20 protein-coding genes and 1 other RNA gene are annotated in these 24383 nt (G+C 47.5%); all 21 read left to right on the top strand.

Annotated features, from left to right (window positions below; all coding sequences use genetic code 11):
- The first annotated feature begins 67 nt into the window (after positions 1 to 67).
- The 21 genes from erpA to IDZ20_RS02695 all read left to right on the top strand — a co-directional run bounded on the left by erpA (position 68) and on the right by IDZ20_RS02695 (position 24362).
- The gene (gene erpA / locus IDZ20_RS02795) at positions 68 to 430 is read left to right on the top strand and encodes an iron-sulfur cluster insertion protein ErpA (protein WP_188149909.1); all 363 of its coding nucleotides are present in this window, start codon (positions 68 to 70) and stop codon (positions 428 to 430) included.
- Between the two features lie 251 nt (positions 431 to 681).
- Positions 682 to 1038: RNase P RNA component class A (gene rnpB, locus IDZ20_RS02790), an RNA gene on the top strand.
- Between the two features lie 158 nt (positions 1039 to 1196).
- Positions 1197 to 1718, top strand: coding sequence for a hypothetical protein (locus IDZ20_RS02785; protein WP_188149908.1), 522 nt, complete (start codon positions 1197 to 1199; stop codon positions 1716 to 1718).
- Positions 1719 to 1955: 237 nt separating this feature from the next.
- A complete protein-coding gene (locus IDZ20_RS02780; protein ID WP_245792067.1) occupies positions 1956 to 3950 on the top strand; it encodes a hybrid sensor histidine kinase/response regulator in 1995 nt (664 codons plus the stop codon).
- A gap of 458 nt (positions 3951 to 4408) precedes the next feature.
- Positions 4409 to 4852, top strand: coding sequence for a division/cell wall cluster transcriptional repressor MraZ (mraZ, locus tag IDZ20_RS02775; protein ID WP_188149906.1), 444 nt, complete (start codon positions 4409 to 4411; stop codon positions 4850 to 4852).
- Between the two features lie 28 nt (positions 4853 to 4880).
- Positions 4881 to 5825, top strand: a complete 945-nt coding sequence (gene rsmH, locus IDZ20_RS02770) for a 16S rRNA (cytosine(1402)-N(4))-methyltransferase RsmH (RefSeq protein WP_188149905.1) — start codon at positions 4881 to 4883, stop codon at positions 5823 to 5825.
- A gap of 88 nt (positions 5826 to 5913) precedes the next feature.
- Positions 5914 to 6240 carry a cell division protein FtsL gene (gene ftsL, locus IDZ20_RS02765; protein ID WP_425443410.1) on the top strand — a complete coding sequence of 109 codons (327 nt, stop codon included), beginning with the start codon at positions 5914 to 5916 and terminating at the stop codon, positions 6238 to 6240.
- Positions 6237 to 7949, top strand: a complete 1713-nt coding sequence (locus tag IDZ20_RS02760) for a peptidoglycan D,D-transpeptidase FtsI family protein (RefSeq protein ID WP_188149904.1) — start codon at positions 6237 to 6239, stop codon at positions 7947 to 7949. The genes ftsL and IDZ20_RS02760 overlap by 4 nt, the downstream gene beginning before the upstream one ends.
- Positions 7946 to 9565, top strand: coding sequence for a UDP-N-acetylmuramoyl-L-alanyl-D-glutamate--2,6-diaminopimelate ligase (locus tag IDZ20_RS02755; protein WP_188149903.1), 1620 nt, complete (start codon positions 7946 to 7948; stop codon positions 9563 to 9565). Before IDZ20_RS02760 ends, IDZ20_RS02755 begins: the two co-directional genes overlap by 4 nt.
- Entirely contained in the window at positions 9562 to 10968 is a 1407-nt protein-coding gene (locus IDZ20_RS02750; protein ID WP_188149902.1) for a UDP-N-acetylmuramoyl-tripeptide--D-alanyl-D-alanine ligase, read from the top strand. The genes IDZ20_RS02755 and IDZ20_RS02750 overlap by 4 nt, the downstream gene beginning before the upstream one ends.
- Positions 10968 to 12050, top strand: coding sequence for a phospho-N-acetylmuramoyl-pentapeptide-transferase (gene mraY, locus IDZ20_RS02745; RefSeq protein ID WP_188149901.1), 1083 nt, complete (start codon positions 10968 to 10970; stop codon positions 12048 to 12050). The genes IDZ20_RS02750 and mraY overlap by 1 nt, the downstream gene beginning before the upstream one ends.
- A gap of 55 nt (positions 12051 to 12105) precedes the next feature.
- Positions 12106 to 13467 carry a UDP-N-acetylmuramoyl-L-alanine--D-glutamate ligase gene (murD, locus tag IDZ20_RS02740; RefSeq protein ID WP_188149900.1) on the top strand — a complete coding sequence of 454 codons (1362 nt, stop codon included), beginning with the start codon at positions 12106 to 12108 and terminating at the stop codon, positions 13465 to 13467.
- A complete protein-coding gene (ftsW, locus tag IDZ20_RS02735; RefSeq protein ID WP_188149899.1) occupies positions 13464 to 14603 on the top strand; it encodes a putative lipid II flippase FtsW in 1140 nt (379 codons plus the stop codon). The genes murD and ftsW overlap by 4 nt, the downstream gene beginning before the upstream one ends.
- Entirely contained in the window at positions 14596 to 15729 is a 1134-nt protein-coding gene (murG, locus tag IDZ20_RS02730) for an undecaprenyldiphospho-muramoylpentapeptide beta-N-acetylglucosaminyltransferase (RefSeq protein WP_188149898.1), read from the top strand. Before ftsW ends, murG begins: the two co-directional genes overlap by 8 nt.
- 32 nt (positions 15730 to 15761) lie before the next feature.
- Complete coding sequence (gene murC, locus IDZ20_RS02725; RefSeq protein ID WP_188149897.1) at positions 15762 to 17186, top strand: UDP-N-acetylmuramate--L-alanine ligase; 1425 nt, start codon at positions 15762 to 15764, stop codon at positions 17184 to 17186.
- A gap of 107 nt (positions 17187 to 17293) precedes the next feature.
- The gene (locus tag IDZ20_RS02720) at positions 17294 to 18238 is read left to right on the top strand and encodes a D-alanine--D-alanine ligase (protein WP_188149896.1); all 945 of its coding nucleotides are present in this window, start codon (positions 17294 to 17296) and stop codon (positions 18236 to 18238) included.
- A gap of 14 nt (positions 18239 to 18252) precedes the next feature.
- Positions 18253 to 19200 (top strand): cell division protein FtsQ/DivIB, encoded by a 948-nt coding sequence (locus IDZ20_RS02715; protein ID WP_188149895.1) that lies wholly within the window; start codon positions 18253 to 18255, stop codon positions 19198 to 19200.
- Positions 19201 to 19314: 114 nt separating this feature from the next.
- Positions 19315 to 20541 carry a cell division protein FtsA gene (gene ftsA / locus IDZ20_RS02710; RefSeq protein WP_188149894.1) on the top strand — a complete coding sequence of 409 codons (1227 nt, stop codon included), beginning with the start codon at positions 19315 to 19317 and terminating at the stop codon, positions 20539 to 20541.
- 77 nt (positions 20542 to 20618) lie between these two features.
- Entirely contained in the window at positions 20619 to 21785 is a 1167-nt protein-coding gene (ftsZ, locus tag IDZ20_RS02705) for a cell division protein FtsZ (RefSeq protein WP_188149893.1), read from the top strand.
- Between the two features lie 313 nt (positions 21786 to 22098).
- Positions 22099 to 23010, top strand: a complete 912-nt coding sequence (lpxC, locus tag IDZ20_RS02700) for a UDP-3-O-acyl-N-acetylglucosamine deacetylase (RefSeq protein WP_188149892.1) — start codon at positions 22099 to 22101, stop codon at positions 23008 to 23010.
- Between the two features lie 419 nt (positions 23011 to 23429).
- Complete coding sequence (locus tag IDZ20_RS02695) at positions 23430 to 24362, top strand: M23 family metallopeptidase (RefSeq protein ID WP_188149891.1); 933 nt, start codon at positions 23430 to 23432, stop codon at positions 24360 to 24362.
- Positions 24363 to 24383 lie beyond the last annotated feature (21 nt).

Genomic DNA, 24383 nt, shown 5'->3' with positions numbered 1-24383 from the left:
GATAATCCATCTCGGTTTACGTAATTCATATGCGCAGCAGCTGCTTGCTGCGCTCTCAGGAGCTGACATGGCTGATTCTTCAGGTGCACAAACCTTCGTTCCAGAACCCCTTTTGGTTACCGAAAATGCGGTGGCCAAGGTGCGAAGCTTGGTTGATGAGGAGGGCAATCCGGACTTAAAACTGCGGGTATACGTTACTGGCGGCGGTTGTTCCGGGTTCCAGTACGGCTTTGCTTTTGACGAAGCTTGCGGTGAGGATGATGCTCGTATCGAGCGCGAAGGCGTTACCGTGGTGGTCGATTCGATGAGCTACCCCTATTTGGTTGGCGCTCGCCTTGATTATCAGGAGGGTTTACAGGGGTCAAAATTTACGGTGGAAAACCCTAACGCCTCCAGTACTTGTGGCTGCGGCTCTTCCTTTTCCATCTAATTCTCTTAGTTTTCGTTAAATTATCCCCTTCTTTTGGTTGTGAGCACGCTTTACCCGCGTGTTCACGCCTACTTCTATATTTCCGTCTCTTGGGTGTTCGTCGAGCTTTCGATGGCGTATCTACCTGCAATTCCTCGCTCCGACTGAGTATCGCCTAGGGTTTCGCCTATTCTTTGCGAAAATTGAGGAAAAATAATGTTATTCACCGAGATAGATTGAGCTGTAGCCCCATTGTTTGGTAACGTGGCGCCTGAGTTGACTAGACAATCGCGCTGTACCCACTTCGGTGGTTGCGGGGAGGAAAGTCCGGGCTCCATAGGGTAGAACGCCAGGTAACGCCTGGGGGGCGCGAGCCTACGGAAAGTGCAGCAGAAAGGAAACCGCCGGATGTTCGCATTCGGTAAGGGTGAAAAGGTGCGGTAAGAGCGCACCGCGCAGCTGGCAACAGTCTGCGGCGATGGTAAACCCCGTTCGGAGCAAGACCAAATAGGAATCCTACAGGTGCGACCCGCACTGGATTCGGGTAGGTCGCTAGAGGCCTGTGGTGACGCAGGTGCGAGATGAATGATTGTCCACGACAGAACCCGGCTTATCGGTCGACTCAATTTTTTTAGTTAGCTTCAGCAGTAATTTCGTTAGAACTTTTCACGCCAAATCGGCTCTTAATTAGCCAGATGAATTGTGATGTTGGTCGTAATTGGCTTCTATAGGCCAGTTCAATAATGGTCTGTGAGCGTTGCTGAAACTCGGTACTTGGAGAATAATAATGAGAAAAACTCTTTTAAATCATATGTTTGTACGTACGTGTTTGGTTGCTATTGGTGTTGTGTTTACATCTTTCGCAAGTGCATACCCAGAAAATAATCAATATTTTCGGTTTGATGACTATTCTAATTGGGTAAATGAAAATAAAGCCCAGCTACTTGAGGTCGTAACACTATTCAAGGCGGAAGATAGTTTGTTCGCAATTGAATATGCGGACAATAAACTTAAGTCTCGAGGCGGTCATACGGACAAGCCAAAAATCTATACCGGTGCCAATACTAAAGTCTACCGAGCGGTTCTGTCGGAAGGTTATGTCACCATGATGCTAAAGAAAAAAGATTCAGTTGGGCTATTGCTACCGGAAAAGCATCGTTGTTCGTACAAAAACTGTACCGTCGAAGTACTCTATTCTAAAGCGGCTCCGGAGCTGCCAGCTTGTCAGCACGGTATCCTTTCTGGGTCTGAAGGCAAGTGTGTTTTTGATATGGGTGAAAGCTGGTACTTGCAATATTTTTGGCGCTAGCAGCTAGGTAAGAGCCAGTAGATATACTGCTAAAAAGCCGAACTTTAGATATTTAGAGTTCGGCTTTTTTGTGCCTGTATGTAAGTGATGGTCGCTTCTGTGATACCGCTCAAGTGGTTGGCGCAGTAATCATCGACCCTTGCTACTTTCGTCTTATTGCCTCGCTTGGAGCGCGGTGCGACACTAGGCTTGATTGTTTTTTATCCACACCAGAATAATAAGTCAGGGAAGGTTGTGATGGACGTCATTTGGAATCCGCAAGCAGGCGAAGCCGCCGATTCAGTCACTCTCGCCGATGAAATGGCGCGATATCAAAGAGCTATGCTCGGCAGCGGCCACGGGTTTTGGGAGTGGGATCTACTCAATAACAAGATGTATTGGTTTGGCAGTTTTTGGCGTGAGCTGGGCTATAGCGAAGCCGAAGCGTTAACCATGACCGAGCCGCGGGTAATGCTGCGCTATGTACATCACCTCGATCGACATAATTTGGATTCGGCCTTAAAGCAGACGATCAAGTACGGAGCTGCGCTCGACCTTTGCTATAGAGTTCGCAGTAAGCTTGGCTACTATATTTGGGTGCGCGTGAGTGGGCGAGATTTTCGCAACTCAGCGGGTAAGGTGGTGCAGCTGGCTGGGGTCAATTACAACATCTCGCAGTTGAAGCAAACTGAGCAGGCGCTGCGGGCGAGCGAAGCGCGATACAGTCGTATCGTGGCGGGCACTCGAGATGCGATTTGGGATTGGGATATTGAGACCGGTAAAATTGAATTTGCCGATGTTTGTTGGGAGCAAATTGGATTTTCTCTAGAGGAGGTACGAAGTAAGAACCTCTACGATATTGCTGATTGGGGCGCACGGATGTCGACCCATGATGTGGAGCGGTTTAGCCTGCTGCTGCGTCAGCATATTCTTGAGCGAGTGCCGTTTGATATCGAATATCAAATTAAAGCGAAAGATGGGTCGATGCGCTGGCTGCGTGCGCGGGCTGAAGCGACCTACAACAAGGATGGCAGGGCAACGCGTGTCTCTGGTAGCAATATGGATGTGACTGAGCTGAAAACAACACAGCTAGCGGTGGTGCAAGCAAAGATCGCGGCAGAAAAAGCTAATCAGGCTAAGTCTGAATTCTTGAGCAGTATGAGCCATGAGTTGCGAACGCCGTTAAATGCAATTTTGGGTTATACCCAGTTATTTGATTACGACTCCAATCTGCAGTTAGAGCAAACTGAAAATCTCACCGAAATCCGTCAAGCGGGTACCCATCTACTACACCTCATTAACGAAGTTTTAGACTTGGCGCGGATCGAGGCTGGCAAGCTGACGTTATCGCTGGAACCGGTAATCCCCGAGCGTGTGTTGGATGATTGCTTTAGGCTGTTACAGCCGTTGGCGGAGGAGCGCAAGGTACGCTTACTCAGGCAGGGAGAATCGCTAGGGCAAATAACGTTGTTCGCCGATAACACGCGTTTGAAGCAAGCCTTAATTAACTTAATTAGCAATGCCATTAAATATAACCGCGTTGCTGGTGAGGTGGTTGTGTCGCTGGAGCAGCCTAATTCTAGTCATTTACGTATATTGATTCGCGATACTGGTTATGGGATACCAGAAGATAAGCATAGCCAGGTCTTCGAGCCGTTCAATCGATTAAATGCAGATCGCGGTGTGATCGAGGGCTCAGGCGTGGGCCTGGTGATTACGAAGCGGCTAGTCGAAATGATGAAGGGCCAAATTGGCTTTCAAAGCAAAGACGGTGCAGGCTCGCAGTTCTGGATTGATCTGCCGATCGCGAAAGATGGCGAGATGGCTGTGTCGATCCGGGCTGACGAAGCCTTTAGTGCTAAGCGGCGCGAGCTTCAGCTCAGTCGTCGCTGTAAAGTGCTTTATATTGAAGACAACCCCGCCAATACGCGACTATTTGAAAAAATTATTGCCCGCTTCGAGCAGCTCGAAGTAAAAACGATTATGGAGCCAGTTTTGGGGTTGTACGAAGCGCGTACCAACCCTCCCGATATTATTGTGTTGGATATCAACCTTCCCGATCTAGACGGTTACGAAGTTCTCGAGATTCTAAAAAGTGATGCGCTGACCAGTGCAATACCGGTCGTAGCGCTTTCGGCAAATGCTATGGCGCTAGATGTAAAGAAAGGGCTCGGTGCGGGATTTGCCGACTACTTAACCAAGCCTGTTGATGTGAATCGCTTGATTGATGTCTTTAATCGCCATTTGACTTAATTGAATATCTTCATGCTTTGCGTGTTTACTTTTCGGGCCGAAAGCCGCTATATTTCGGCTTGCCTGTATTAACGTCAGCTGGGTTCATCCAGCCCCTTGTTATATTCCCTCCGGGTCTAACTTCACCCTCTTTATAACTCCAAACAGTCTTTCTCTTAAAGTAGATTCTAGCTACATATCTCAAGCTGTTGTTATTGCTTGAGATTTTCCTTTCGCCCCCCGTTGTTACACTGTCTATCCGTACTGTAAAACTCCACTAAATTCAATGGCTTACGCGCTATTTCACCGGTTAATTCCTTGACTTTGGCTGGATGCGAAATATAGTGTGCATAAGTGGTGTAAAGTGGTGTTAAGTGGATTTTTGTGGTTTAAGTGGTCTGCTCGGTGGGGTTCTGCCGATATGGCACGTGTTTCACTCACTTCATACGGGCAGATCAATAACGAAAGGCGAGAAGAAAGTGTTTCAAGGGAGTCATTCAATCAATTTAGACGCCAAAGGGCGCATGGCTATTCCGGCTAAATATCGGGATACGCTGGCGGCTGCTTGTGGTGGAAGAATTGTAATGACAGCCCACACTCAGGATCGCTGTGTGTTGGTGTATCCGGAAGTTGAGTGGCAAACCATCCTGCCAAAAATTGAAGCCTTGCCAACCTTTAATAAGGCTGCATTGCGAGCACAGCGTTTGCTGATCGGCTATGCCTGCCCCTTAGAGTTGGATGGTAATGGCCGGGTGCTTGTGCCCCCAACGCTGCGCGATTACGCAGGCTTGGAAAAAAAGTTGATGTTGGTGGGGTTAGGCAAAAAATTTGAATTGTGGAGTGAAGAGGCGTGGCTTGCCTCGGTAGCGGATCTCGATACCGACGAAGCTTTGCCTGAAGAGATGATGTCTCTGTCCCTGTAATTGTATTCAAAAAAACAAACAAAGCAGGTTGACGATGACTACGCATTTTTCCGTTTTGCTCAAAGAGTCTGTTGCTGGGTTGGTAACAGATCCGAATGGTGTCTATATCGATGGCACCTTTGGTCGTGGGGGGCATAGTAGGGCAATTCTTGCAGCGCTTGCGGAGGGGGGAAGGTTAATCGCCTTCGATAAAGATCCGGAAGCCGTCGCCGAGGGGGAAAGGTTGGCAGCGGAAGATCCTCGATTCGCCATCATTCATGGATCTTTTGTCAATCTTGATCGTGCGCGCGAGAGTGTTCTACTCACCAGCGAGCAGCGCCAGCAGGGGTTTAGTGGGGTGCTGCTCGATCTGGGGGTTTCCTCTCCGCAGCTGGATGTGGCTGAGCGTGGTTTTAGTTTTTTAAATGACGGCCCGCTCGATATGCGCATGAATAATGCCGCAGGCCCTACCGCTGCAGATTGGGTAAATAGCGCAGAGGAAGATGAAATTGTTTTTGTTCTGCGTGAGTACGGCGAAGAAAAGTTTGCGCGACGCATGGCGCGAGCCGTGCTCGCCGCACGCGAGCTGGCGCCGATAACAACTACCGCGCAGTTCGCCAAGATTATTAGTGAAGCCAACCCGCGATGGGAAAAAGGTAAGAATCCTGCAACACGAGCATTCCAGGCTGTAAGAATTCATATCAATCAAGAATTAGATGATTTGAAGCTTGTGCTCGCGGAAGGGTTATCACTATTGGGAGTGGGTGGTCGCTTGGTTGTTATTAGTTTTCACTCGCTAGAAGATCGGTTGGTTAAGCGATTTTTCCGCGATCAAGCACGCGGTAAGCAGTTCCCTGCTGGGATACCGGTTACCGAAGATATGCTTGATAGAACGCTTAAGTGTCTGGGGAAATCAATAAAAGCCGGACCTGAAGAGTTGCGAGAAAATAATCGATCGCGCAGTGCGGTTATGCGTATTGCCGAAAAGCTCTAGGTAATGGAGGCAACGGTTGGTGTTGCCTTGATACTGATGCTGATTGAGCGATCCGTCTGTGTGCGAATCGTATACGAGGAAGTTGCCCATGAAGGCTAAGCGCAAATTTGAACAGAATAATGTTGAGCCTGTTGGCGGGCTGTCGACGTTTGCAACCATGTTGTTTTTGGCATTGTGGCTTGGTTGTTTTGTGAGTGCCTTGGGGGTGGTGTACACCACGTTTAAATCGCGTACTGCTACCCAAAGTTTGGAGGTGTTACGCCGCGAGTCGACACAGTTGCAAGTTGCCTCAGGTCAATATCTATTAGAAAAAAGTTCGTGGGCGGCTTACTCGCGGGTAGAGCAGGTTGCGGTGAATAAATTAAAAATGAAGGTCCCTAAGTCGGAACAAACGGTATTGGTTTATAGAAAATGAAACTTGTGAGCCAGCTGGCAAATTGGCGTTTTTGGATAATGGGCGGACTGCTTTGCACTCTGCCCATTTCGCTTATTTGGCATTTGGCAAATTTACAAGTTATGCCGAATAACGATCGCGGTTTTGAGTTTCTGCAAAGCGAGGGTGAGGCAAGAACGTTACGAAGTGAATTACTGCAGGGGTATCGAGGTGTCATTACCGACCGCAATGGTGAGTTGTTGGCGGTTAGTACTCCAGTAAAGACCGTTTATGCGAATCCGCAGCTACTGGATCCGGCTCAGCACGATCAGTTAGCTGCCGCTCTAGATATGACTTCTGCAAAGCTGCGTGAGCGTATTCGTTTGTATGCCAACAAGCAGTTTGTGTATTTGGCTCGCCACCTACCGCCACACGAAGCAGACAAAATATTGTCGCAAGGTTTTAAGGGCGTAAGTGCAGAAATAGAATACCGGCGCTTTTATCCCGCTGGCGAAGTTACCGCGCATGTGGTCGGCTTTACCGATATTAATGATGAGGGCCAAGAGGGCGTAGAACTCGCATTCGAAAAATATCTAGCCGGTACCGTTGGCTATAAGCGTGTACTTAAAGATTTAAAAGGCAATATTGTTCGTGAAGATGGAATTTTAAAAGCACCGATGTCCGGCAGTGATCTAAGCCTAAGTATTGACTTGCGTTTGCAGTACTTGGCGTACCGAGAGTTAAAGTCAGCGGTGGCTAAACAGGGGGCTAAGTCAGGCTCCGTCGTTATTATGGATGTCGATTCCGGCGAGATTTTGGCAATGGTCAATCAGCCTTCTTACAACCCGAATGATCGCGCCGTTATTGACGTTAATCAACTTCGTAATCGCGCGTTAACAGATGTGTTTGAACCAGGTTCAACCATGAAGCCTTTTACTGTAATGGCTGCGTTGGAAACGGGTAAATACGATGCGGACTACACCATCAACACAAGTCCGGGATACGTAATGGTCGGAAAGAAAGCCTTACTAGATCCTGTGGACTACGGAGTGATGAGTTTAACTAAAATCATTACCAAGTCGAGCCAAGTCGGAATAACCAAGCTGGCTTTAGATTTGGGTGTGGATCCGATTCGCGATCTGTTTTATCGAGTTGGCCTAGGGCAGGGTACTGGGATTGGTTTTCCGGGAGAGAGTATCGGTTCTTTACCGAGTCGCAACCGTTGGCATCCAATTGAAGTTGCGAACTTGGCGTTTGGTTACGGTTTAAATGTTAACGCTGTGCAACTGGCGCAGGCTTATACGCTAATCGCTAGCGGTGGAGAATTTAAAAATGCTTCTCTTATCAAGAACCAGCAATCAGCGTCATTTGATCGTGTTGTTGATGAGTCTATAGCGAAAACAATTACAGATATGTTGAAAACGGTACCGCAAAAAGGCGGCACAGCTACTCGAGCGCAAGTAGAGGCTTATCCGGTTGCGGGCAAGACAGGCACGGCGCACAAAGTTGGTAGCGAGGGTTATGTGCAGGATAAACACACGGCGTTATTCGCGGGCTTTGCGCCAGCGAATAATCCAAGGTTGGTTGCGGTTGTTATTATCAACGAGCCTAGCGATGGTCACTACTATGGTGGTGAGGCCGCAGCGCCAGTTTTTGCACAAATTATTGATGGAGCGTTAAAAGTTTTACGGGTTCCTCCAAAACGGAATGTGGCGTTGGCTGCAAACGTGATAACGCGAGGTGTGCAATGAGCTTTCGTCGCAGTGAAAGATATCGATTAAGGCCTTTAGCCGAATTTTCTTGCTCATTAACAGCACTGTTAGCCGGCGTGAAATTTGAAGCGGTAAACGCGATTGATTTTGATGTGCAGGTAACTGATATAACGCTTGATAGTCGTAACGTTTGTGCAGGTGGTGTGTTTCTAGCGGTAAAAGGTTCGCAAAGCGACGGTAGAAATTATATTGAGCAGGCAGTGGCCAGTGGTGCCACCGTGGTGATCGCCGAGGCAGAGAATGGTTTTGTTTTACCCGATATCCAAGTGCCTTTACTGCTGGTGCCTAATCTAGCGGCGTCGGTAAGTCTTATTGCAGGCAATTTCTACCAGCACCCGTCAGCAAAAATGAAGGTGTTTGGTGTTACCGGAACAAATGGTAAAACAACCTGCGTTCAATTGCTGCAGCAGCTCTTTTCAATTTTAGGTGAAGCGGCGGCTTCGATTGGCACAATGGGCTATGGGTTTGACACCAATACATTAATTGATACGGGGTTAACCACCCCGGATGCTATTAGTTGCCAAAGAATTCTGGCGCAATTGTATGGAAGTGGTGCCCGCAATGTGGCGATGGAAGTTTCATCGCACGCGTTAGCTCAGGGCAGAGTAAATGCAATTCAGTTTAACGGGGCGGTATTTACCAACTTAAGTCGGGACCACTTAGATTTTCATGCGAGTATTGATGAATACCGACAGGTGAAAACACAGTTATTTTCCCATTTCGAATTAGCGTTTGCGATTATTAATAGCGATGACACTGCAGCTCCACACATGGCAAAGAGCTGTGGTACTAGTACAGCTATATATGGTTACAGCCTTGGTGTTAACCGGGTACTAAATTTGTCCGAATCAATACGCGGAAGTAATCTCGTATTTGGGCGTGAAGGAGTAGAGGTAGCCATTGAGTCACCTTGGGGTAACGCTTTAGTTAAAGCTGGGCTGATAGGGCGTTTTAATGTTTACAACCTATTAGCTGTAGTCGCGACTGCGTGCGCTACAGGTTACAGTTTGGCTCAGGTTAATGAGGCGGTATTAAAATTGCGTCCGGTAAAGGGGCGAATGCAACGCGTCAGTGATGTGCAGGATGAGGTGTTAGTTTGTGTTGATTACGCGCACACCCCAGACGCTCTCGAGCAGGCACTTGTAACGCTTGAAGAGCAAAAGCAGCGACGTATTTGGTTGATATTTGGTTGTGGCGGAGATCGCGATATTGGCAAGCGACCTTTGATGGGCACGATTGCTCAGCGCCTTGCCAATCGAACGCTTATTACCTCGGACAACCCTCGTAGCGAGAGTCCGTTTGAGATTGTAAGTGATATTGCCAAGGGTATAGCAAGCGAAAAAAGTTTGGAACTCAGTAATGGTTACGGACGGTTAACCGACTCAATCGAAATTATTCTTGACCGAAAAGTGGCGATTGAAACCGCGATTGAGCTAGCTGAGATTGGCGACATTATTTTAATTGCAGGTAAAGGACACGAAAGCTATCAAATTGTGGGCGACGAAAAAATTCCTTTTGATGACAGCGTAATTGCTCAAGCCGCACTTGCTCAACGTGCCAAGTATTCTGTCACAGTCGGTGGGGGCGAGCGATGATGTTGAGTTCACTAGCGCCACACATTGATGGTGTATTGCGGGGAGAGGATTGCGACTTTAATACGCTGAGTACCGACACTCGCACAATTGAGTCGGGTGCCTTGTTTGTTGCGCTGCGCGGAGAAAATTTTGACGGTCACGCCTATCTAGACACGGCGCAACGCAAAGGCGCTGTGGCAGCGGTAGTTGATACTTTAAACCCTAATTGCAGCTTACCTCAACTGGAGGTTAACGATACTACCCGCGCACTAGGGAAAATTGCAGCCTATAATCGCACGCATTTTTCTCACCCATTGGTTGCAATTACGGGCAGCTGCGGCAAGACAAGCGTTAAAGGTATGCTGCAGTCTATTTGTGAGCTTGCTGGTACAGCGTTAGCTACGCGCGGAAATTTTAATAACCATATCGGCGTGCCGCTAACGCTGATGCAACTAAATGCCGATCAGCAGTACGCAATCATCGAGGCGGGAACAAGTGGCCGCGGTGAAATTGATTATCTGGCCAAACTCATTCAGCCGGACGTGGCTTTAGTCAATAACATAATGCCCGCACATATCGCAGGGTTTGGCTCAGTAGATGCTATCGCAGAAGAAAAATCCGCACTGTATCGTGGCGATAAGCTGACCACTGGTGTGGTGAATCTAGATGATAGCTACGCAAAAAAGTTTATTGATTTACTGGCGAATAAGCACGTTATTGGTTTTTCGCGTCACGCCTTAGAAGGCAATATCCCGGTTGGTGTTGATCGTGTAGTTATTGCACGCAACGCACATTGTGATAAGAACGGTTGCTGGACATTTGTTGTGGCTGAAACCGACTTAACTGTCACTACCGAGGAAACAGCAATTACCTTACAAGTTCCGGGTGAACACAGTATCGCCAATGCGCTTGCGGCTGCCGCATTGGCGCGAGCGCTAAACATAGATTGGGCAACAATTAATTTGGGGCTAAATAAATTTGGCGGAGTTAGTGGGCGGATGCAACCTGTTAGCTCGAGTTTTTGCGCTCGGCTTATCGATGATAGCTACAACGCAAACCCAGGTTCTATGCGCGCGGCAATTGATTTTCTGGCGCGCTATGAACACAGCTTATTGATAGCGGGCGATATGGGTGAACTTGGCGATTCTGCTGAAGCAGAGCACGCTGAACTTGGACGTTACGCAAGGCATGCTGGCGTAAAAACTGTGCTTGCCGTCGGCGCTCTCTCTGAACATACCGCCGCTGGATTTGGTCATGGGGCGACTTGGTTTGCAACGCGCGAGCAGCTGCTAATTTATTTGAATCATCAAACTACTCAACAACAAGAAGCATTTAAGAAAATGACAATACTCATTAAAGGTTCTCGCAGCGCTCATATGGAGTTGGTTGTGAATGAGCTAGCACGGCAAGGGAGCGCAGAATAATGTTGCTATGGCTAGCCGAATTTTTACAGACTTACATAAAAGGCTTCGCGGTATTTCAGTATCTTACGCTGCGCGGAATTCTGAGTGTGTTAACCGCACTTGGTATTTCGATGATGCTCGGTCCTTGGTTTATCCGAAAGTTGAATGAGTTGCAAATTGGGCAGTCGATTCGTAGCGACGGGCCAGAAAGCCATCTAAGTAAATCCGGTACACCGACCATGGGTGGAACCTTGATTCTATTTGCGATTGTAATCTCTACTTTATTGTGGGGGGAGTTATCCAATCGCTATGTGTTAGCCGTGTTGTTCGTCACCATTAGCTACGGCCTTATTGGCTGGGTTGATGATTACCGCAAGGTGATCGAAAAAAATTCGAAGGGTTTGCCCGCGCGTTGGAAATACTTTTGGCAGTCGTTGCTAGGTTTTGTTGTTGCGACTGGCTTGTATGTTACCGCTGTTTTGCCCGCTGAAACGACGTTGTATATTCCCTTTTTTAAAAATGTTGCCTGGCAAATGGGGCCACTATTTATCTTGTTAACCTATCTGATGATTGTCGGCTTTAGTAATGCCGTTAACCTTACGGATGGCTTAGATGGCCTGGCGATTATGCCAACGGTTATGGTCGGCTCAGCACTGGGAATAATTGCGTATCTAACCGGTAACGTGAACTTTGCTAGCTATCTTCATATTGCGCATATCCCAGGCGCTGGCGAGCTGGTTATTTTTTGTGGGGCTTTAAGTGGCGCCGGATTGGGCTTCTTGTGGTTTAACACCTATCCCGCGCAGGTTTTTATGGGGGATGTTGGTGCTCTAGCTCTAGGTGCGGCTCTAGGTGTTATTGCGGTAATCGTTAGGCACGAAATTGTCTTCTTTATCATGTCGGGTATTTTTGTGATGGAGACGGTGTCGGTTATTTTACAAGTAGCGTCATTTAAGTTAACCGGTCGTCGCATCTTTCGCATGGCACCGCTGCATCATCACTTCGAACTGAAAGGCTGGCCTGAGCCGCGGGTTATTGTGCGTTTTTGGATTATTACGGTGATGTTGGTTTTATTTGGTTTGGCAACTCTAAAGTTGCGCTAGTGTATTTTCTACCCATTGTATTCGGCTTGTTTAAATAGGTGTTTGTAACAAAAAAATGACACAGCTAATTGTCTCTGATAGCTATAGCGTGATTCTCGGTTTGGGTAAGACTGGGCTTTCTGTCGCGCGCTATTTTGGGCGTAGAGGGCATCGCTGTGTAGTAATTGATACGCGATTGAATCCACCTGGCCTGCAGGAATTAAAAGCGGAACAACCGGATACATTAGTATTTTTGGGTGAGACAGACGAATCTTTAAATGACTTTATTCTCGCTGCCAGCCAGGTCGTCATTAGTCCCGGAATCTCGAGAAGCTTACCCTTGGCGCAGGTTGCTATTAATAATTCTATCCCCTTAGTTGGTGACGTAGATTTATTTCTACAGGAAGTGCAGGTGCCGACAATTGGCATAACCGGCTCAAATGGTAAAACCACGGTTGCGACTTTAATGGGCAATATCGCAACACGTGCGGGCATCAAAACATCGGTTGCAGGGAATATCGGAATTCCTGTACTCGATACGTTAGATATGGATGTAGAACTCTACGTTTTAGAATTATCGAGCTTTCAGCTAGAAAGTGTACGGCGTCCAGACTTAACCGTTGCTTGTGTGCTCAATGTTACCGAAGATCATATGGATCGCTACACAAGTTTGGCCAGCTATTGTATGGCTAAGCAGCGTATCTATTGGGGCGCAAAAAATGTGGTTTATAACCTAGATGACAAGCTGACAGTGCCACCCATTATTGCCGGTGTGCAGCGGAGCGGATTTGGCTTTGGTCAACACCATGAACAGGGTGATATTAAATATTTATACGACGCGGTAACCAAAACTTTGAGTCGACAGGGTGAAACCCTATTGGATCGTGCGGAGATTAGAATGTTTGGTCGCCACAATGTCGCTAACGCGCTCGCGTTAATGGCTTTATGTGATGCTGCCGAAATTGATCTCAAGTACTGTTTTGCCGAATTGGAGGAGTTTGTTGGCTTACCACATCGATGTCAGTGGGTCGCGAACCATAACCAAGTAACGTTTATAAATGATTCGAAAGCGACAAATGTCGGCGCAAGCATTGCTGCCGTAGTCGGCATTAAAGATGATTTTAATGGTGTAGTTATTATTGCTGGCGGCGATTCAAAGGGCGCGGACTTTTCAGTGTTTGGTCGAGTATTGGCTGAACAGGTGGCCGCTGTTGTATTGATCGGGCGGGATGCAGAGCAGATAGCAGCAGCGCTTCCTGCAACGGTTATGGTTGTAAAGTGCGCTTCGCTAGACGATGCCGTAGAACAAGCCTACCAGTTATCAAAATCGGGTGGCGCTGTATTGCTTTCACCTGCGTGTGCCAGCTTTGATATGTTTAAAGGATTTGAGGACAGGGGTGAGCAGTTTGTTCGCTGTGTTGCGAGGTTGGCCGCATGATGCCGATCGCCTTAGCGAGCTTCACTCCGCCGCGAGTGATAGATATTAAATTGTTACTTCCAGTTTTGATCTTGTTGAGCTTAGGTATTGTGATGGTAGCTTCTAGCTCGTTAGATTTTGCCAATGCTCGCTATCAAGACCCGTGGTTCTTTGTAAAAAAACAAAGCGTTTATTTGTTGTTGGGCCTGACCTTGGCAATATTGGTAGCATCGGTGCCGTTGGCCATTTGGCAAAAGTTTTCTGGTGTTTTTTTGTTGCTGGCGATAGGTGTTTTGTTAGTGGTACTGGTGCCAGGCATAGGTAAAGTCGTAAACGGCAGTCGTCGCTGGTTACAGCTCGGGCCAGTAAGTATGCAGGCATCTGAATTAGCTAAAATCTGTTTAGTTATTTACTTCTCTAGCTATCTCGCCAGAAAAAACCTTGAAGTACGTGAGCGCTGGTCTGGATTTGTGAAGATGGTAACGATTATTGCCATTGTGGTTTTTCTACTGCTGATAGAGCCAGATTTTGGTAGCTCCGTCGTTATCTGTATGTCCTTGGGGGCGATGATGTTTGTCGCCGGTGTGCCGATCGTTCGCTTTCTTATGTTGGCGGCGAGTGGGCTGGGTTTTTTGATTTTAATGGCAGTGGTTTCCCCTTATCGATGGGAGCGTCTGGTTTCGTTTATGGACCCTTGGTCACGCCAATTTGATTCGGGCTATCAGTTGGTGCAGTCACTTATAGCTTTTGGTCGTGGTGAATGGTTGGGTTTGGGTTTGGGGAATAGTCTACAGAAATTGTTTTTTCTACCGGAAGCGCATACGGACTTTATTTTTGCGATCTACGCAGAAGAATTCGGGCTGATTGGCGCTTTGGTGTTAATCGGTATCTATACCTATTTTATAAAACGTATGCTGTTGCTCGCGAAGCGCGCTTATATGGGCGGCAATCTATTTGGTAGCTTTTTGGTATTTGGAATCGCCGTGATGTTTGCTGTTCAGGCATTTATCAATATGGGCGTCGCCTCGGGCCTGTTACCAACTAAAGGTTTAACACTACCTTTTATTAGTTATGGCGGGAGTAGTTTGTTGATCTGCTGTGCACTTGCGGCATTAGTCTTCCGAGTATCGTGGGAAGAGCGAGGCAGCGATGACTAGTTTAAGTCAGAAGAAAAAAACTGTATTGATTATGGCCGGTGGTACAGGCGGTCATGTATTTCCCGGATTGGCGTTGGCGGAAGTGATGAAGCAGCGTGGTTATCAAGTTGAGTGGCTAGGTACCGAGGCTGGTATAGAGTCGAAACTGGTGCCGGCGGCGAATATCCCGCTACATACTATTGGTGTGCGCGGTGTTCGCGGTCGTGGTGTAAAAGCACTTATAGAAGCGCCATTTAACATTATTCGAGCGGTAAGTTCTGCTCGTAAAACGATTAAAAAGATCAAGCCTAGCGTTATTGTTGGCTTAGGTGGTTTCGTGGCTGGCCCGGGTGGTGTGGCTGCGAAACTGTGTGGTATTCCATTAGTGATCCACGAGCAAAATGCAGTCGCGGGTACAACTAATCGTCTGTTAGCGCGATTCGCAAATGCTGTGATTAGCGGATTTCCTGATGTATTGCCAAAAACTCAACATCTAGGCAATCCCGTACGCGCTGATTTTTTTGCGAATTCAACCTCTGGTAATTCAGTTTTGGTTAAACCCGAACGCTTGCAGGAAGGGGAGATCAAAATTCTCGTTTTTGGCGGGAGTCGTGGCGCAGTGGCGATAAATGCACTTTTACCCGACGTCGTTGTACTTTTGAAAAACGCTGGCTGTGTTTTTAAGTTGCGCCATCAAACGGGAGAGTTTGGCTACGATGCTAGCCTGGCGCAGTATCGTGACTTAGGTATTACAGTCGATAGCGAAAATGTTTGTGTGACGCCGTTTATCGACAACATGAGTGAGGCATTACGCTGGGCTGACTTGGTGATCTGTCGATCCGGCGCGTTAACCGTCGCTGAATTATCAGCTGTTGGGGTCGCGTCAATATTAGTACCGTTTCCGTTTGCGATTGACGACCATCAAACCGCCAACGCGCGTTATTTGGCCGATGACGGCGCGGCGATATTGCGCCAGCAAAATGAACTGAATGCAGAAGAACTGAGCAACACTATTGTGCAGCTATGGCAGCAACCTGAGCGGGTTGAGCGAATGGCCCTAGCTGCAAAGGAAAAAGCCAAGCCGCTAGCAACCGAGAGATTTGCTGACATTTGTGAATCATTACTTGCTAGGCAGGCGTGTAGTTAAATCGCTGCGGCATAAAAATTAGAGATCGTAATATGACAAACTTTAAAAGCTTTCCAATCCCTGAGATGCGCCGCATTCGTCGCATTCATTTTATTGGGATTGGTGGCGCTGGTATGAGCGGAATCGCGGAGGTATTACTAAACCAAGGTTACGAAATTTCGGGGTCTGATCTGCGTGAGTCACAGGTAACGCGACGCTTAACCGCAATGGGCGCAAAAGTGTTTATTGGTCACCACGCCAATAATGTTGTCGGTGCAGATGTAGTGGTTAATTCAAGTGCTGTTCTGGCGACTAACCCCGAATTAGTAGAAGCGCGCAATAATCGAACCCCCGTTGTGCGCCGCGCCGAAATGCTGGGCGAGCTTATGCGTTATCGACATGGTATCGCTGTAGCCGGAACCCATGGCAAGACAACAACAACTAGCCTGATCGCCAGTATTTTTGCCGAGGCGGAGCTGGATCCAACTTTCGTTATAGGCGGTTTGTTAAATAGCGCGGGTAGTAATGCTGGCTTAGGTGAGAGTCGCTACTTAGTCGCCGAGGCCGATGAAAGTGATGCGTCGTTTTTACATTTACAACCAATGGTTGCGGTTGTAACGAATATAGATGCCGACCATATGGACACCTATGGTGGTGATTTTAATGTGCTTAAAAAAACTTTTATTGAGTTTTTGCACAATCTTCCTTTTTACGGGATCGCGGTATTGTGTACCGATGACAGTGTTGTTGAAGAAATAATCCCCGATGTTGCGCGTGGTGTTATTACCTACGGATTCTCGGCTAGTGCTGATTTTCAAGCCTACGATATTCAGCAGGACGCCGGACGCCAACGTTTTAAGGTAAAGCGTCCTGGGAAAGAGAAGCCATTGCATGTGTTTCTGAATATGCCCGGTGAGCATAATGTTTTAAACGCGACCGCGGCAATCGCCGTTGCCACCGATGAAGGTATTGGTGACGAATATATTCAAAATGGTTTGGCGCAATTCTTAGGTGTGGGTAGACGGTTTGAGATTTATGGTGAATACCATGTCGGTGGCAGTGAAACGGTAATGTTGGTGGACGATTACGGTCACCATCCACGCGAAGTAGCCGCAACAATTAAGGCCGTGCGCGACGGCTGGCCAAAGCGACGTTTAGTTATGGTTTATCAACCTCATCGGTATTCGCGAACTCGTGACTTATACGAAGATTTTGTCGAGGTATTATCAAGTGTTGATCAATTGGTTTTGCTCGAAGTCTATGCGGCTGGTGAAGATCCAATTCAAGGTGCGGATAGCCGACATTTAAGTCGTAGCATTCGTATTCGCGGCCAGGTCGACCCGATTTTTATCGAAGGTGTAGAAGGCGTGCCGAGTGTAATTAAAGACATCGTTCAGCCGGGTGATATTGTTATTACGCAAGGGGCTGGTAATGTTGGCACATTGGCGGCCGAGCTGGCAAAACGAGAATTTAAATAAGCGCATATCAGTTGTTGATATTAATCGCTGAGATAAATAGTTGGCATAGGAAGTAGAAAAAGCACTTGAACGATAGGTTAAATGAAAAATTGAGCGATAAGTTGAACATGACAGATTATAGAAGCCAAGTCTCCAATACTGCAGAGCTGCCAAACTTTGGTCGCGTGGCGGTGTTGTATGGCGGTGTTTCCGCTGAGCGAGACGTGTCTTTAAAAAGCGGAAGGGCTGTCGCGGCTGGGCTTCGTGAAAAGTCGATTGATGTGGTCGAGCTGGATATCGGTGAACACCCAGTAGCGCAATTATTACAGGCAAAGTGTGACCGCGCTTTTATTGCGTTACATGGTGCAGGTGGTGAAGACGGTAAGATGCAAGCGCTACTAGACCTGATGGGAATCCCCTATACCGGTAGTCGCCATCAAGCCTCGGCAATTGCCATGGATAAGTTAAAAACAAAGCAAATCTGGAGCAGCGTTGGTTTGCCAACGCCAAAACATGCGCTGTTAACAGAGTCCGCAGATTGGGGAAGTGTATTGCAAAGCCTTCATGGAGAAGCCTTTGTAAAGCCAATCCATGAAGGTTCAAGTATTGGTATGCGTTTTGTTGTTACCGCGTCCGAACTGAAAAGCGCCTTTGATGAGGCGAAACATTACGATCGCGCAGTTCTTGCTGAAGCGAAGGTAACCGGTGCGGAATATACGGTGGCAATTTTAAATGGCCAAGCGCTGCCGCCGATCAAGCTGGAAACCGATCACGTTTTTTACGACTACGACGCTAAATACGTGTCGAATACCACTCGTTATCTATGCCCTTGCGGGCTAAGCGAAGAAAAATCGATGGAGCTAAAAACCCTCGCGTTAGCGGCGTTTAACGCAATAGGGTGTAGCGCTTGGGGGCGAGTCGATATTATGCAAAATCGCAACGGTGAATTTTATTTATTAGAAGTGAATACCGTTCCGGGAATGACCGACCATAGTTTGGTGCCGATGGCAGCCAAGGAAGCCGGGTTGACATTTAGTGATCTTGTTACTGAAATCTTGTTGCAAACAATATGATAAAGAAGATTTTTTTGATTACAGACCATTTGTATTGCGTGTTCGGTAAGCGCGATGTAAATGTGCGCGCGGACAAAAAATCAAAAACTAAAAGTAAGTCGGTAAGTAAAGTAGCTGCAAAATCCCCCAGCAATGTTAGGCGCTCCAAGCGCGTGAGCGTTAAGCCGGCTCCGCGCTCACATGTGCGTGGGGCAAGTGGTCGAACTAAAGCACCGCTTGTAAGGCTTGGGCAGCTGTGGTTTCTCTTTAAGTGGAGTGCATTGTGTGTTGTTTTGGCGGGTGGTTATATGTCCGTAAACTGGCAGGCAGCTCTCGATAGAGTGTCGATGTCGGTCAGTCGTCCGATCGCCAATATTTCAATTAAAGGCGATTTTCAATGGGTTGGTAAAGGTGCGATACAGGAATTAATTGCTGACAAGCTTAATGGCAATTTTGTTGATATTAATCTGCTGGAGTTAAAGCAGCATCTGGAGCTGAACCCTTGGGTAAAAGCGGCGAGTGTACAGCGAGTTTGGCCGGATGGAATGGTGGTGGAAATTCGTGAGCAGCGACCAATAGCACGTTGGGGGTCGTCGGCATATATCAACGAGAGTGGCACCATTATAGAAATTACAGGCAATAGTCAACTTGCCCATTTGCCAATATTCCATGGTGATGAAACGTTAAGCCGGCAGATCACCAAAACCTATGTAGAGATGACAGAAATGCTTTCTGGGCATGGTATGAGCATTGTTGGTATTGACGTTGACGCCACTATGGCTTGGACCTTAAGTCTAGCCAGCGGAATTGAAATTAAAATGGGCCAGTATGATTCGATTGCAAAGTTGAGGAATTTTTTGTTGGTGTATGAACAGCAGTTGGCGCAGGTGCAACAACAAGTAAAAACGGTAGATATGCGTTACGAAGGTGGACTAGCTGTTGCCTGGGTTAATGATGTAGTGGCCGCCGCACAGACACAGTAAAGATAAGATTGTAAGTATAAGTAAGTGTCAATTACGGCAAGTTTGAGATCACAGTACTCCATAGATATGGATGTTATAGGGACTGTAAATATGAATATGTTAAAAGGTGATTAGATGGCACATTCTAGCGGGGGGCGCATGATTGTCGGCTTGGATATAGGAACGTCCAAGGTCGTAGCAATTGTGGGTGAGGTGTCAGCAGACGGTGACCTATCAATTGTTGGAATAGGTTCGCATAAGTCTGTTGGTATGAAGAAAGGTGTGGTGGTTAATATTGAATCCACGGTGCAGTCTATTCAGCGAGCGGTAGAAGAAGCGGAGCTGATGGCCGGTTGTGAAATTCATTCGGTCTACGTGGGAATTGCGGGCAGTCATATTAGAAGTTTGAACTCCCACGGGATTGTCGCCATAAAAGATCGCGAAGTTTACTCGCAGGATTTGGATCGAGTAATTGATGCCGCGCAGGCCGTCGCGATTCCGGCGGATCAAAAAATACTGCATATACTACCGCAGGAATATTTAATCGATGAGCAAGAGGGTGTAAAAGAGCCGCTGGGTATGTCCGGCGTTCGCTTGGAAGCTAAAGTACATTTGGTTACCTGTGCGGTAAATGCAGCGCAAAATATTGAAAAGTGTATTCGCCGCTGCGGTTTGGAAGTAGAAGATATTATTTTAGAGCAGCTCGCATCTAGTTATTCGGTGTTAACTGAAGATGAGAAAGAACTGGGTGTATGTTTGGTCGATATCGGCGGTGGCACGACCGATATCGCGATCTTTACCGAAGGCGCGATTCGTCATACTGGTGTTATTCCCATTGCGGGAGATCAGGTCACTAACGATATCGCGATGGCGCTGCGTACGCCAACTCAGTACGCAGAAGAAATTAAAATTAAATATGCATGCGCATTGGCTAAATTGACTGGCGCTGAGGAAACTATCAAGGTTCCAAGTGTGGGGGATCGTCCGTCGCGCGACCTATCCCGCCAAGCCTTGGCAGAAGTTGTAGAGCCTCGTTATGACGAGTTGTTTACCTTGGTGCAATCTGAATTGCGCCGCAGTGGCTTTGAAGATTTGGTCGCCGCCGGCATTGTACTGACTGGCGGAACCTCAAAGATGGAGGGCGTTATTGAACTGGCAGAGGAGATATTCCATATGCCGGTAAGATTAGGTGCGCCGCAAAATATTAAAGGGTTAAAGGATATTGTGAATAACCCAATTTATTCCACCGGTGTTGGTCTTTTGCAGTATGGGATTAAGCATCACGGGGAAAGTATGTATGAAGTTGAAAGTCGCGAAGGTCTATTTGAACGAATGAAAAGTTGGTTTCAAAAAAACTTATAGCGTTATTTCGGTTTGTCAAAATCGTAAATGTTGTGATTAACAATAATTTTTTTCAGGGGTCAAAGAGGGGAACTCTTATGTTTGAATTAGTCGATAGTATTCCGCAAAATGCGGTCATTAAAGTTATAGGTATTGGTGGCGGTGGCGGTAACGCCGTTAAGCACATGATTTCCAACGCAGTAGATGGCGTTGAATTTATTTGCGCTAATACGGATGCTCAGGCACTTAAAAATGTAGATGCTCGAACGGTGCTGCAGTTGGGGAATGGACTAACTAAAGGCTTGGGGGCTGGCGCTAATCCGTCGATTGGACGTCAGGCCGCGCTGGAAGATCACGACCGTATTGCCGAGGTGTTGGAAGGCGCAGATATGGTTTTCATTACTGCCGGTATGGGTGGCGGTACTGGAACTGGTGGTGCACCAGTAGTCGCTGAGATTGCAAAAGAACTTGGCATTCTAACCGTAGCTATTGTGACTAAGCCGTTTCCTTTTGAAGGCCGCAAGCGTATGGCGTTAGCTGAGGAAGGTATCAAGCAGCTGCAAGATCGCGTTGATTCATTGATTACTATTCCTAACGAAAAACTGTTACAGGTACTGGGTAAGACCACTACGTTATTGGATGCTTTCAAAGCGGCCAACGACGTTTTGCTCGGTGCGGTACAAGGTATTGCCGACCTTATTATTCGCCCGGGTATGATTAACGTCGACTTCGCGGATGTTCGCACCGTAATGTCCGAGATGGGTATGGCGATGATGGGTAGCGGTAGCGCATGTGGTGAAAACCGCGCGCGCGAGGCAGCTGAGGCGGCGATTCGTAGCCCGCTCTTGGAAGATATTAACTTACAGGGTGCGCGTGGCATCTTGGTTAATATTACTGCTGGCATGGACTTGTCTCTCGGCGAGTTCAGTGAAGTCGGCGACACCATTGAAGAGTTTGCCTCTGGTGACGCAACCGTTGTGGTCGGCACTGTGATTGATCCAGAAATGAAGGATGAGTTGCGGGTAACTGTGGTTGCGACCGGTCTTGGTGGCCCTGTACGCGAATCTGCACAACCAGCGAAAACTAAGGTGGTGGTAGATAACACCCGCACAACAGCGGATGGCAAGCCAAATTATGCGGCGCTGGATAAGCCAACCGTTATGCGAGCCAACAAAAGTGCAAGTGCGACGCCAGCTCTAGATTTACAGGATAAGGATATGGAATACCTCGATATTCCAGCATTTCTGCGTCGTCAGGCTGACTAGATTGAACTGCGGCGCAGGTTGAGCTCAAGGACGTGTTTGGAGAGTTGTTGAAAGGGGGCGAGACGTTCCCCCTCTGCACTTCTTTCGCAAAACTTCTCTGGGCGAGCTCGAATGCGTCACTCAATCGTCATTTTTACTACGTCAATGTCGTTGATAGGAACTATTCCAAGGAATATATCTCGAAATAGGCGTAATTTAGCAACAAATCGCGACAGTGTCGTGTTGTACAAAAAATGCTCAGGGCTGTTGGTTTGGCTTTTGCGTTCTGTTATGATGCGCGCCGCTTCCCAGCCCCACCTTTGAGACCAAGTGAATGATCAAACAGCGTACCCTCAAGAACGAAATTCGTGCTACTGGCGTTGGCCTCCATAATGGACAAAAAGTGTATCTCACTTTGCGACCGGCCCCTGTAGATGCTGGTATCGTTTTTCGACGTGTCGATCTGTCTCCAGTCGTAGAAATCGAAGCTAAGGCCACCAACGTTGGTGATACTACGCTTTCAACGACCTTAATGAATGGCGATGTGCGTGTTTCTACCGTAGAGCATTTATTATCGGCGATGGCTGGGTTAGGTATTGATAACGCTATTATCGACGTTAGTTCCGACGAAGTTCCGATTATGGATGGTAGCGCTGGTCCATTTGTTTTCTTGATTCAGTCAGCTGGAATTCAAGAGCAAAATGCGGCGAAGAAGTTTATCCGTATAAAGAAGAAGGTCGTGGTTAGAGACGGCGATAAAGAGGCAATTTTCTTGCCGTTTGAAGGGTTCAAGGTTTCCTTCTCAATCGATTTCGATCACCCCGTATTTAAAGGCCGCAAGCTAGATGCTACGGTCGACTTTTCGAGCACCTCATTTGTTAAAGAGGTATCGCGCGCTCGAACATTTGGTTTCATGCATGAAATCGAGTATTTGCGTTCCAAGGGTTTGGCTAAAGGCGGCAGTGTTGATAACGCCATAGTTGTTGATAAATACAGAATCCTGAATGAAGACGGCCTGCGCTATGAGGACGAATTCGTTAAGCATAAGGTTTTAGATGCCATTGGTGACCTCTACCTTCTCGGAAAGAGTTTGATCGGTGAGTTTCGCGCTCACAAGTCAGGTCATGGGCTGAACAATAAATCTTTGCGTGAACTCATTAAACAAGAGGATGCGTGGGAGATGGTGACCTTTGAAAACGACGAGCCCGCCCCAATTTCCTACATTAAGCCCCTGTTAGCGGTTTAACCTTTCTTTGTGTTTGTTCGTTTAGGGCGCAAACGGTGTAGATGCTCCTAAGGTTGGGGCTTTCGCCTTGCCAATTTAAAGGTAAATATGCCATAGTCCTTGGCGCCTGAATTGATAGTTAATGAAAGTTGACGTCAAATTGGCACTATTCTCCTAATTTATTGGGAGTTTAGGCGTTTTTATTCAGGGATTAGTGCTATATATTTATCATGTCTCGCAAGAGTAGGTAAGGGTTCTGGTTGCTGTCACGGTTGTGCTGCCGAATCTATGGTTGTTCCGTTTAGAGGGTTGGAGGTGATAGCAGTAACGCCTTAGGCGCGTTTCTGGGTCATCCCGGTCGTTATTAGAACTATAAAGCCGTACTTACTCCGGCGTAATAAAAGATCGTTATTGGGGCATTCTGCTTACTAGATTTAACAATGAAAATTATCGTTGTCAGTAAACGTCATGGAAACACGCGCAGCTTTACGCTGGGCGGGTGGACGCGTGCGTTACTTTCAGCCTGTATTGTTGGGATTCCCGTTGGTGCTGCGACTATAGCCGGCATCCATTTATCGAGTCTAAAAGGCTCTGACCTCCTTACCCCCGAATCGACACAAGCTTGGGTCGAAGCGCTCGATGGCCAACAGGTCGAAATTGAGCAGGCTAAACTTGAAGCAGAGCAAAAACTCGCGGCGTTAACTTTACGTGTGGCAGAGCTGCAAGCGCGATTGGTACGTTTGGATGCTCTAGGTGAACGCCTGACAACCATGGCTAAGCTTGATAACGGTGAGTTTGACTTTAGCACCGTGCCGGCGCTGGGCGGGCCAGAGATGAGTGTCGATGACGACAACTATACCGCCCCAGATTTTCATCAAGTCCTCGAACAATTGGGCGATCAAATAGATGATCGTCAACAGCAGTTGGGCACCTTGGAGGCCCTACTCGCAAAGCGTAAATTACAGAATGATGTGTTTATAGCGGGTCGCCCCGTCAAGAAAGGTTGGATGTCGTCTCGTTATGGGCGTCGTAGCGACCCGTTTACCGGTCGCATCGCTTGGCATGACGGGGTTGATTTTGCCGGTAAGGATGGCTCCGATATTATTGCCGTTGCGTCCGGTGTTGTTACCTGGTCTGGTAAGCGCCACGGCTACGGAATATTAATTGAAATCAATCACGGAAATGGATTTGTCACTCGTTATGGCCATAGTAAAGAAGCGTTAGTCCAAGTCGGCGATGTGGTAAAAAAGGGGCAAATTGTTGCTCTTATGGGGTCTAGCGGTCGCTCGACCGGCCCCCACGTACACTTTGAAGTCTACAAAAATGGTCGTACCGTCGACCCCTCTAGCTATATTCATCGCGCCAGTCGTTAATTATCTTCCCTCGCCAGCCGC

It is taken from the genome of Teredinibacter waterburyi (genome assembly GCF_001922985.1).
GTDB lineage: Bacteria > Pseudomonadota > Gammaproteobacteria > Pseudomonadales > Cellvibrionaceae > Teredinibacter > Teredinibacter waterburyi.
This window is presented reverse-complemented; position numbering and strand designations above follow the sequence as displayed.

Excerpts from the sequence above, each read along its gene's own strand:
- ftsW (WP_188149899.1), top strand. The coding sequence starts at position 13,464 with ATGATGCCGATCGCCTTAGCGAGCTTCACTCCGCCGCGAGTGATAGAT.
- IDZ20_RS02760 (WP_188149904.1), top strand. The coding sequence starts at position 6,237 with ATGAAACTTGTGAGCCAGCTGGCAAATTGGCGTTTTTGGATAATGGGC.
- IDZ20_RS02720 (WP_188149896.1), top strand. The coding sequence starts at position 17,294 with ATGACAGATTATAGAAGCCAAGTCTCCAATACTGCAGAGCTGCCAAAC.
- murC (WP_188149897.1), top strand. The coding sequence starts at position 15,762 with ATGACAAACTTTAAAAGCTTTCCAATCCCTGAGATGCGCCGCATTCGT.
- murG (WP_188149898.1), top strand. The coding sequence starts at position 14,596 with ATGACTAGTTTAAGTCAGAAGAAAAAAACTGTATTGATTATGGCCGGT.
- mraY (WP_188149901.1), top strand. The coding sequence starts at position 10,968 with ATGTTGCTATGGCTAGCCGAATTTTTACAGACTTACATAAAAGGCTTC.
- ftsZ (WP_188149893.1), top strand. The coding sequence starts at position 20,619 with ATGTTTGAATTAGTCGATAGTATTCCGCAAAATGCGGTCATTAAAGTT.
- IDZ20_RS02780 (WP_245792067.1), top strand. The coding sequence starts at position 1,956 with ATGGACGTCATTTGGAATCCGCAAGCAGGCGAAGCCGCCGATTCAGTC.
- IDZ20_RS02785 (WP_188149908.1), top strand. The coding sequence starts at position 1,197 with ATGAGAAAAACTCTTTTAAATCATATGTTTGTACGTACGTGTTTGGTT.
- erpA (WP_188149909.1), top strand. The coding sequence starts at position 68 with ATGGCTGATTCTTCAGGTGCACAAACCTTCGTTCCAGAACCCCTTTTG.
- lpxC (WP_188149892.1), top strand. The coding sequence starts at position 22,099 with ATGATCAAACAGCGTACCCTCAAGAACGAAATTCGTGCTACTGGCGTT.
- murD (WP_188149900.1), top strand. The coding sequence starts at position 12,106 with ATGACACAGCTAATTGTCTCTGATAGCTATAGCGTGATTCTCGGTTTG.
- ftsL (WP_425443410.1), top strand. The coding sequence starts at position 5,914 with ATGAAGGCTAAGCGCAAATTTGAACAGAATAATGTTGAGCCTGTTGGC.
- ftsA (WP_188149894.1), top strand. The coding sequence starts at position 19,315 with ATGGCACATTCTAGCGGGGGGCGCATGATTGTCGGCTTGGATATAGGA.
- IDZ20_RS02755 (WP_188149903.1), top strand. The coding sequence starts at position 7,946 with ATGAGCTTTCGTCGCAGTGAAAGATATCGATTAAGGCCTTTAGCCGAA.
- IDZ20_RS02695 (WP_188149891.1), top strand. The coding sequence starts at position 23,430 with ATGAAAATTATCGTTGTCAGTAAACGTCATGGAAACACGCGCAGCTTT.
- IDZ20_RS02750 (WP_188149902.1), top strand. The coding sequence starts at position 9,562 with ATGATGTTGAGTTCACTAGCGCCACACATTGATGGTGTATTGCGGGGA.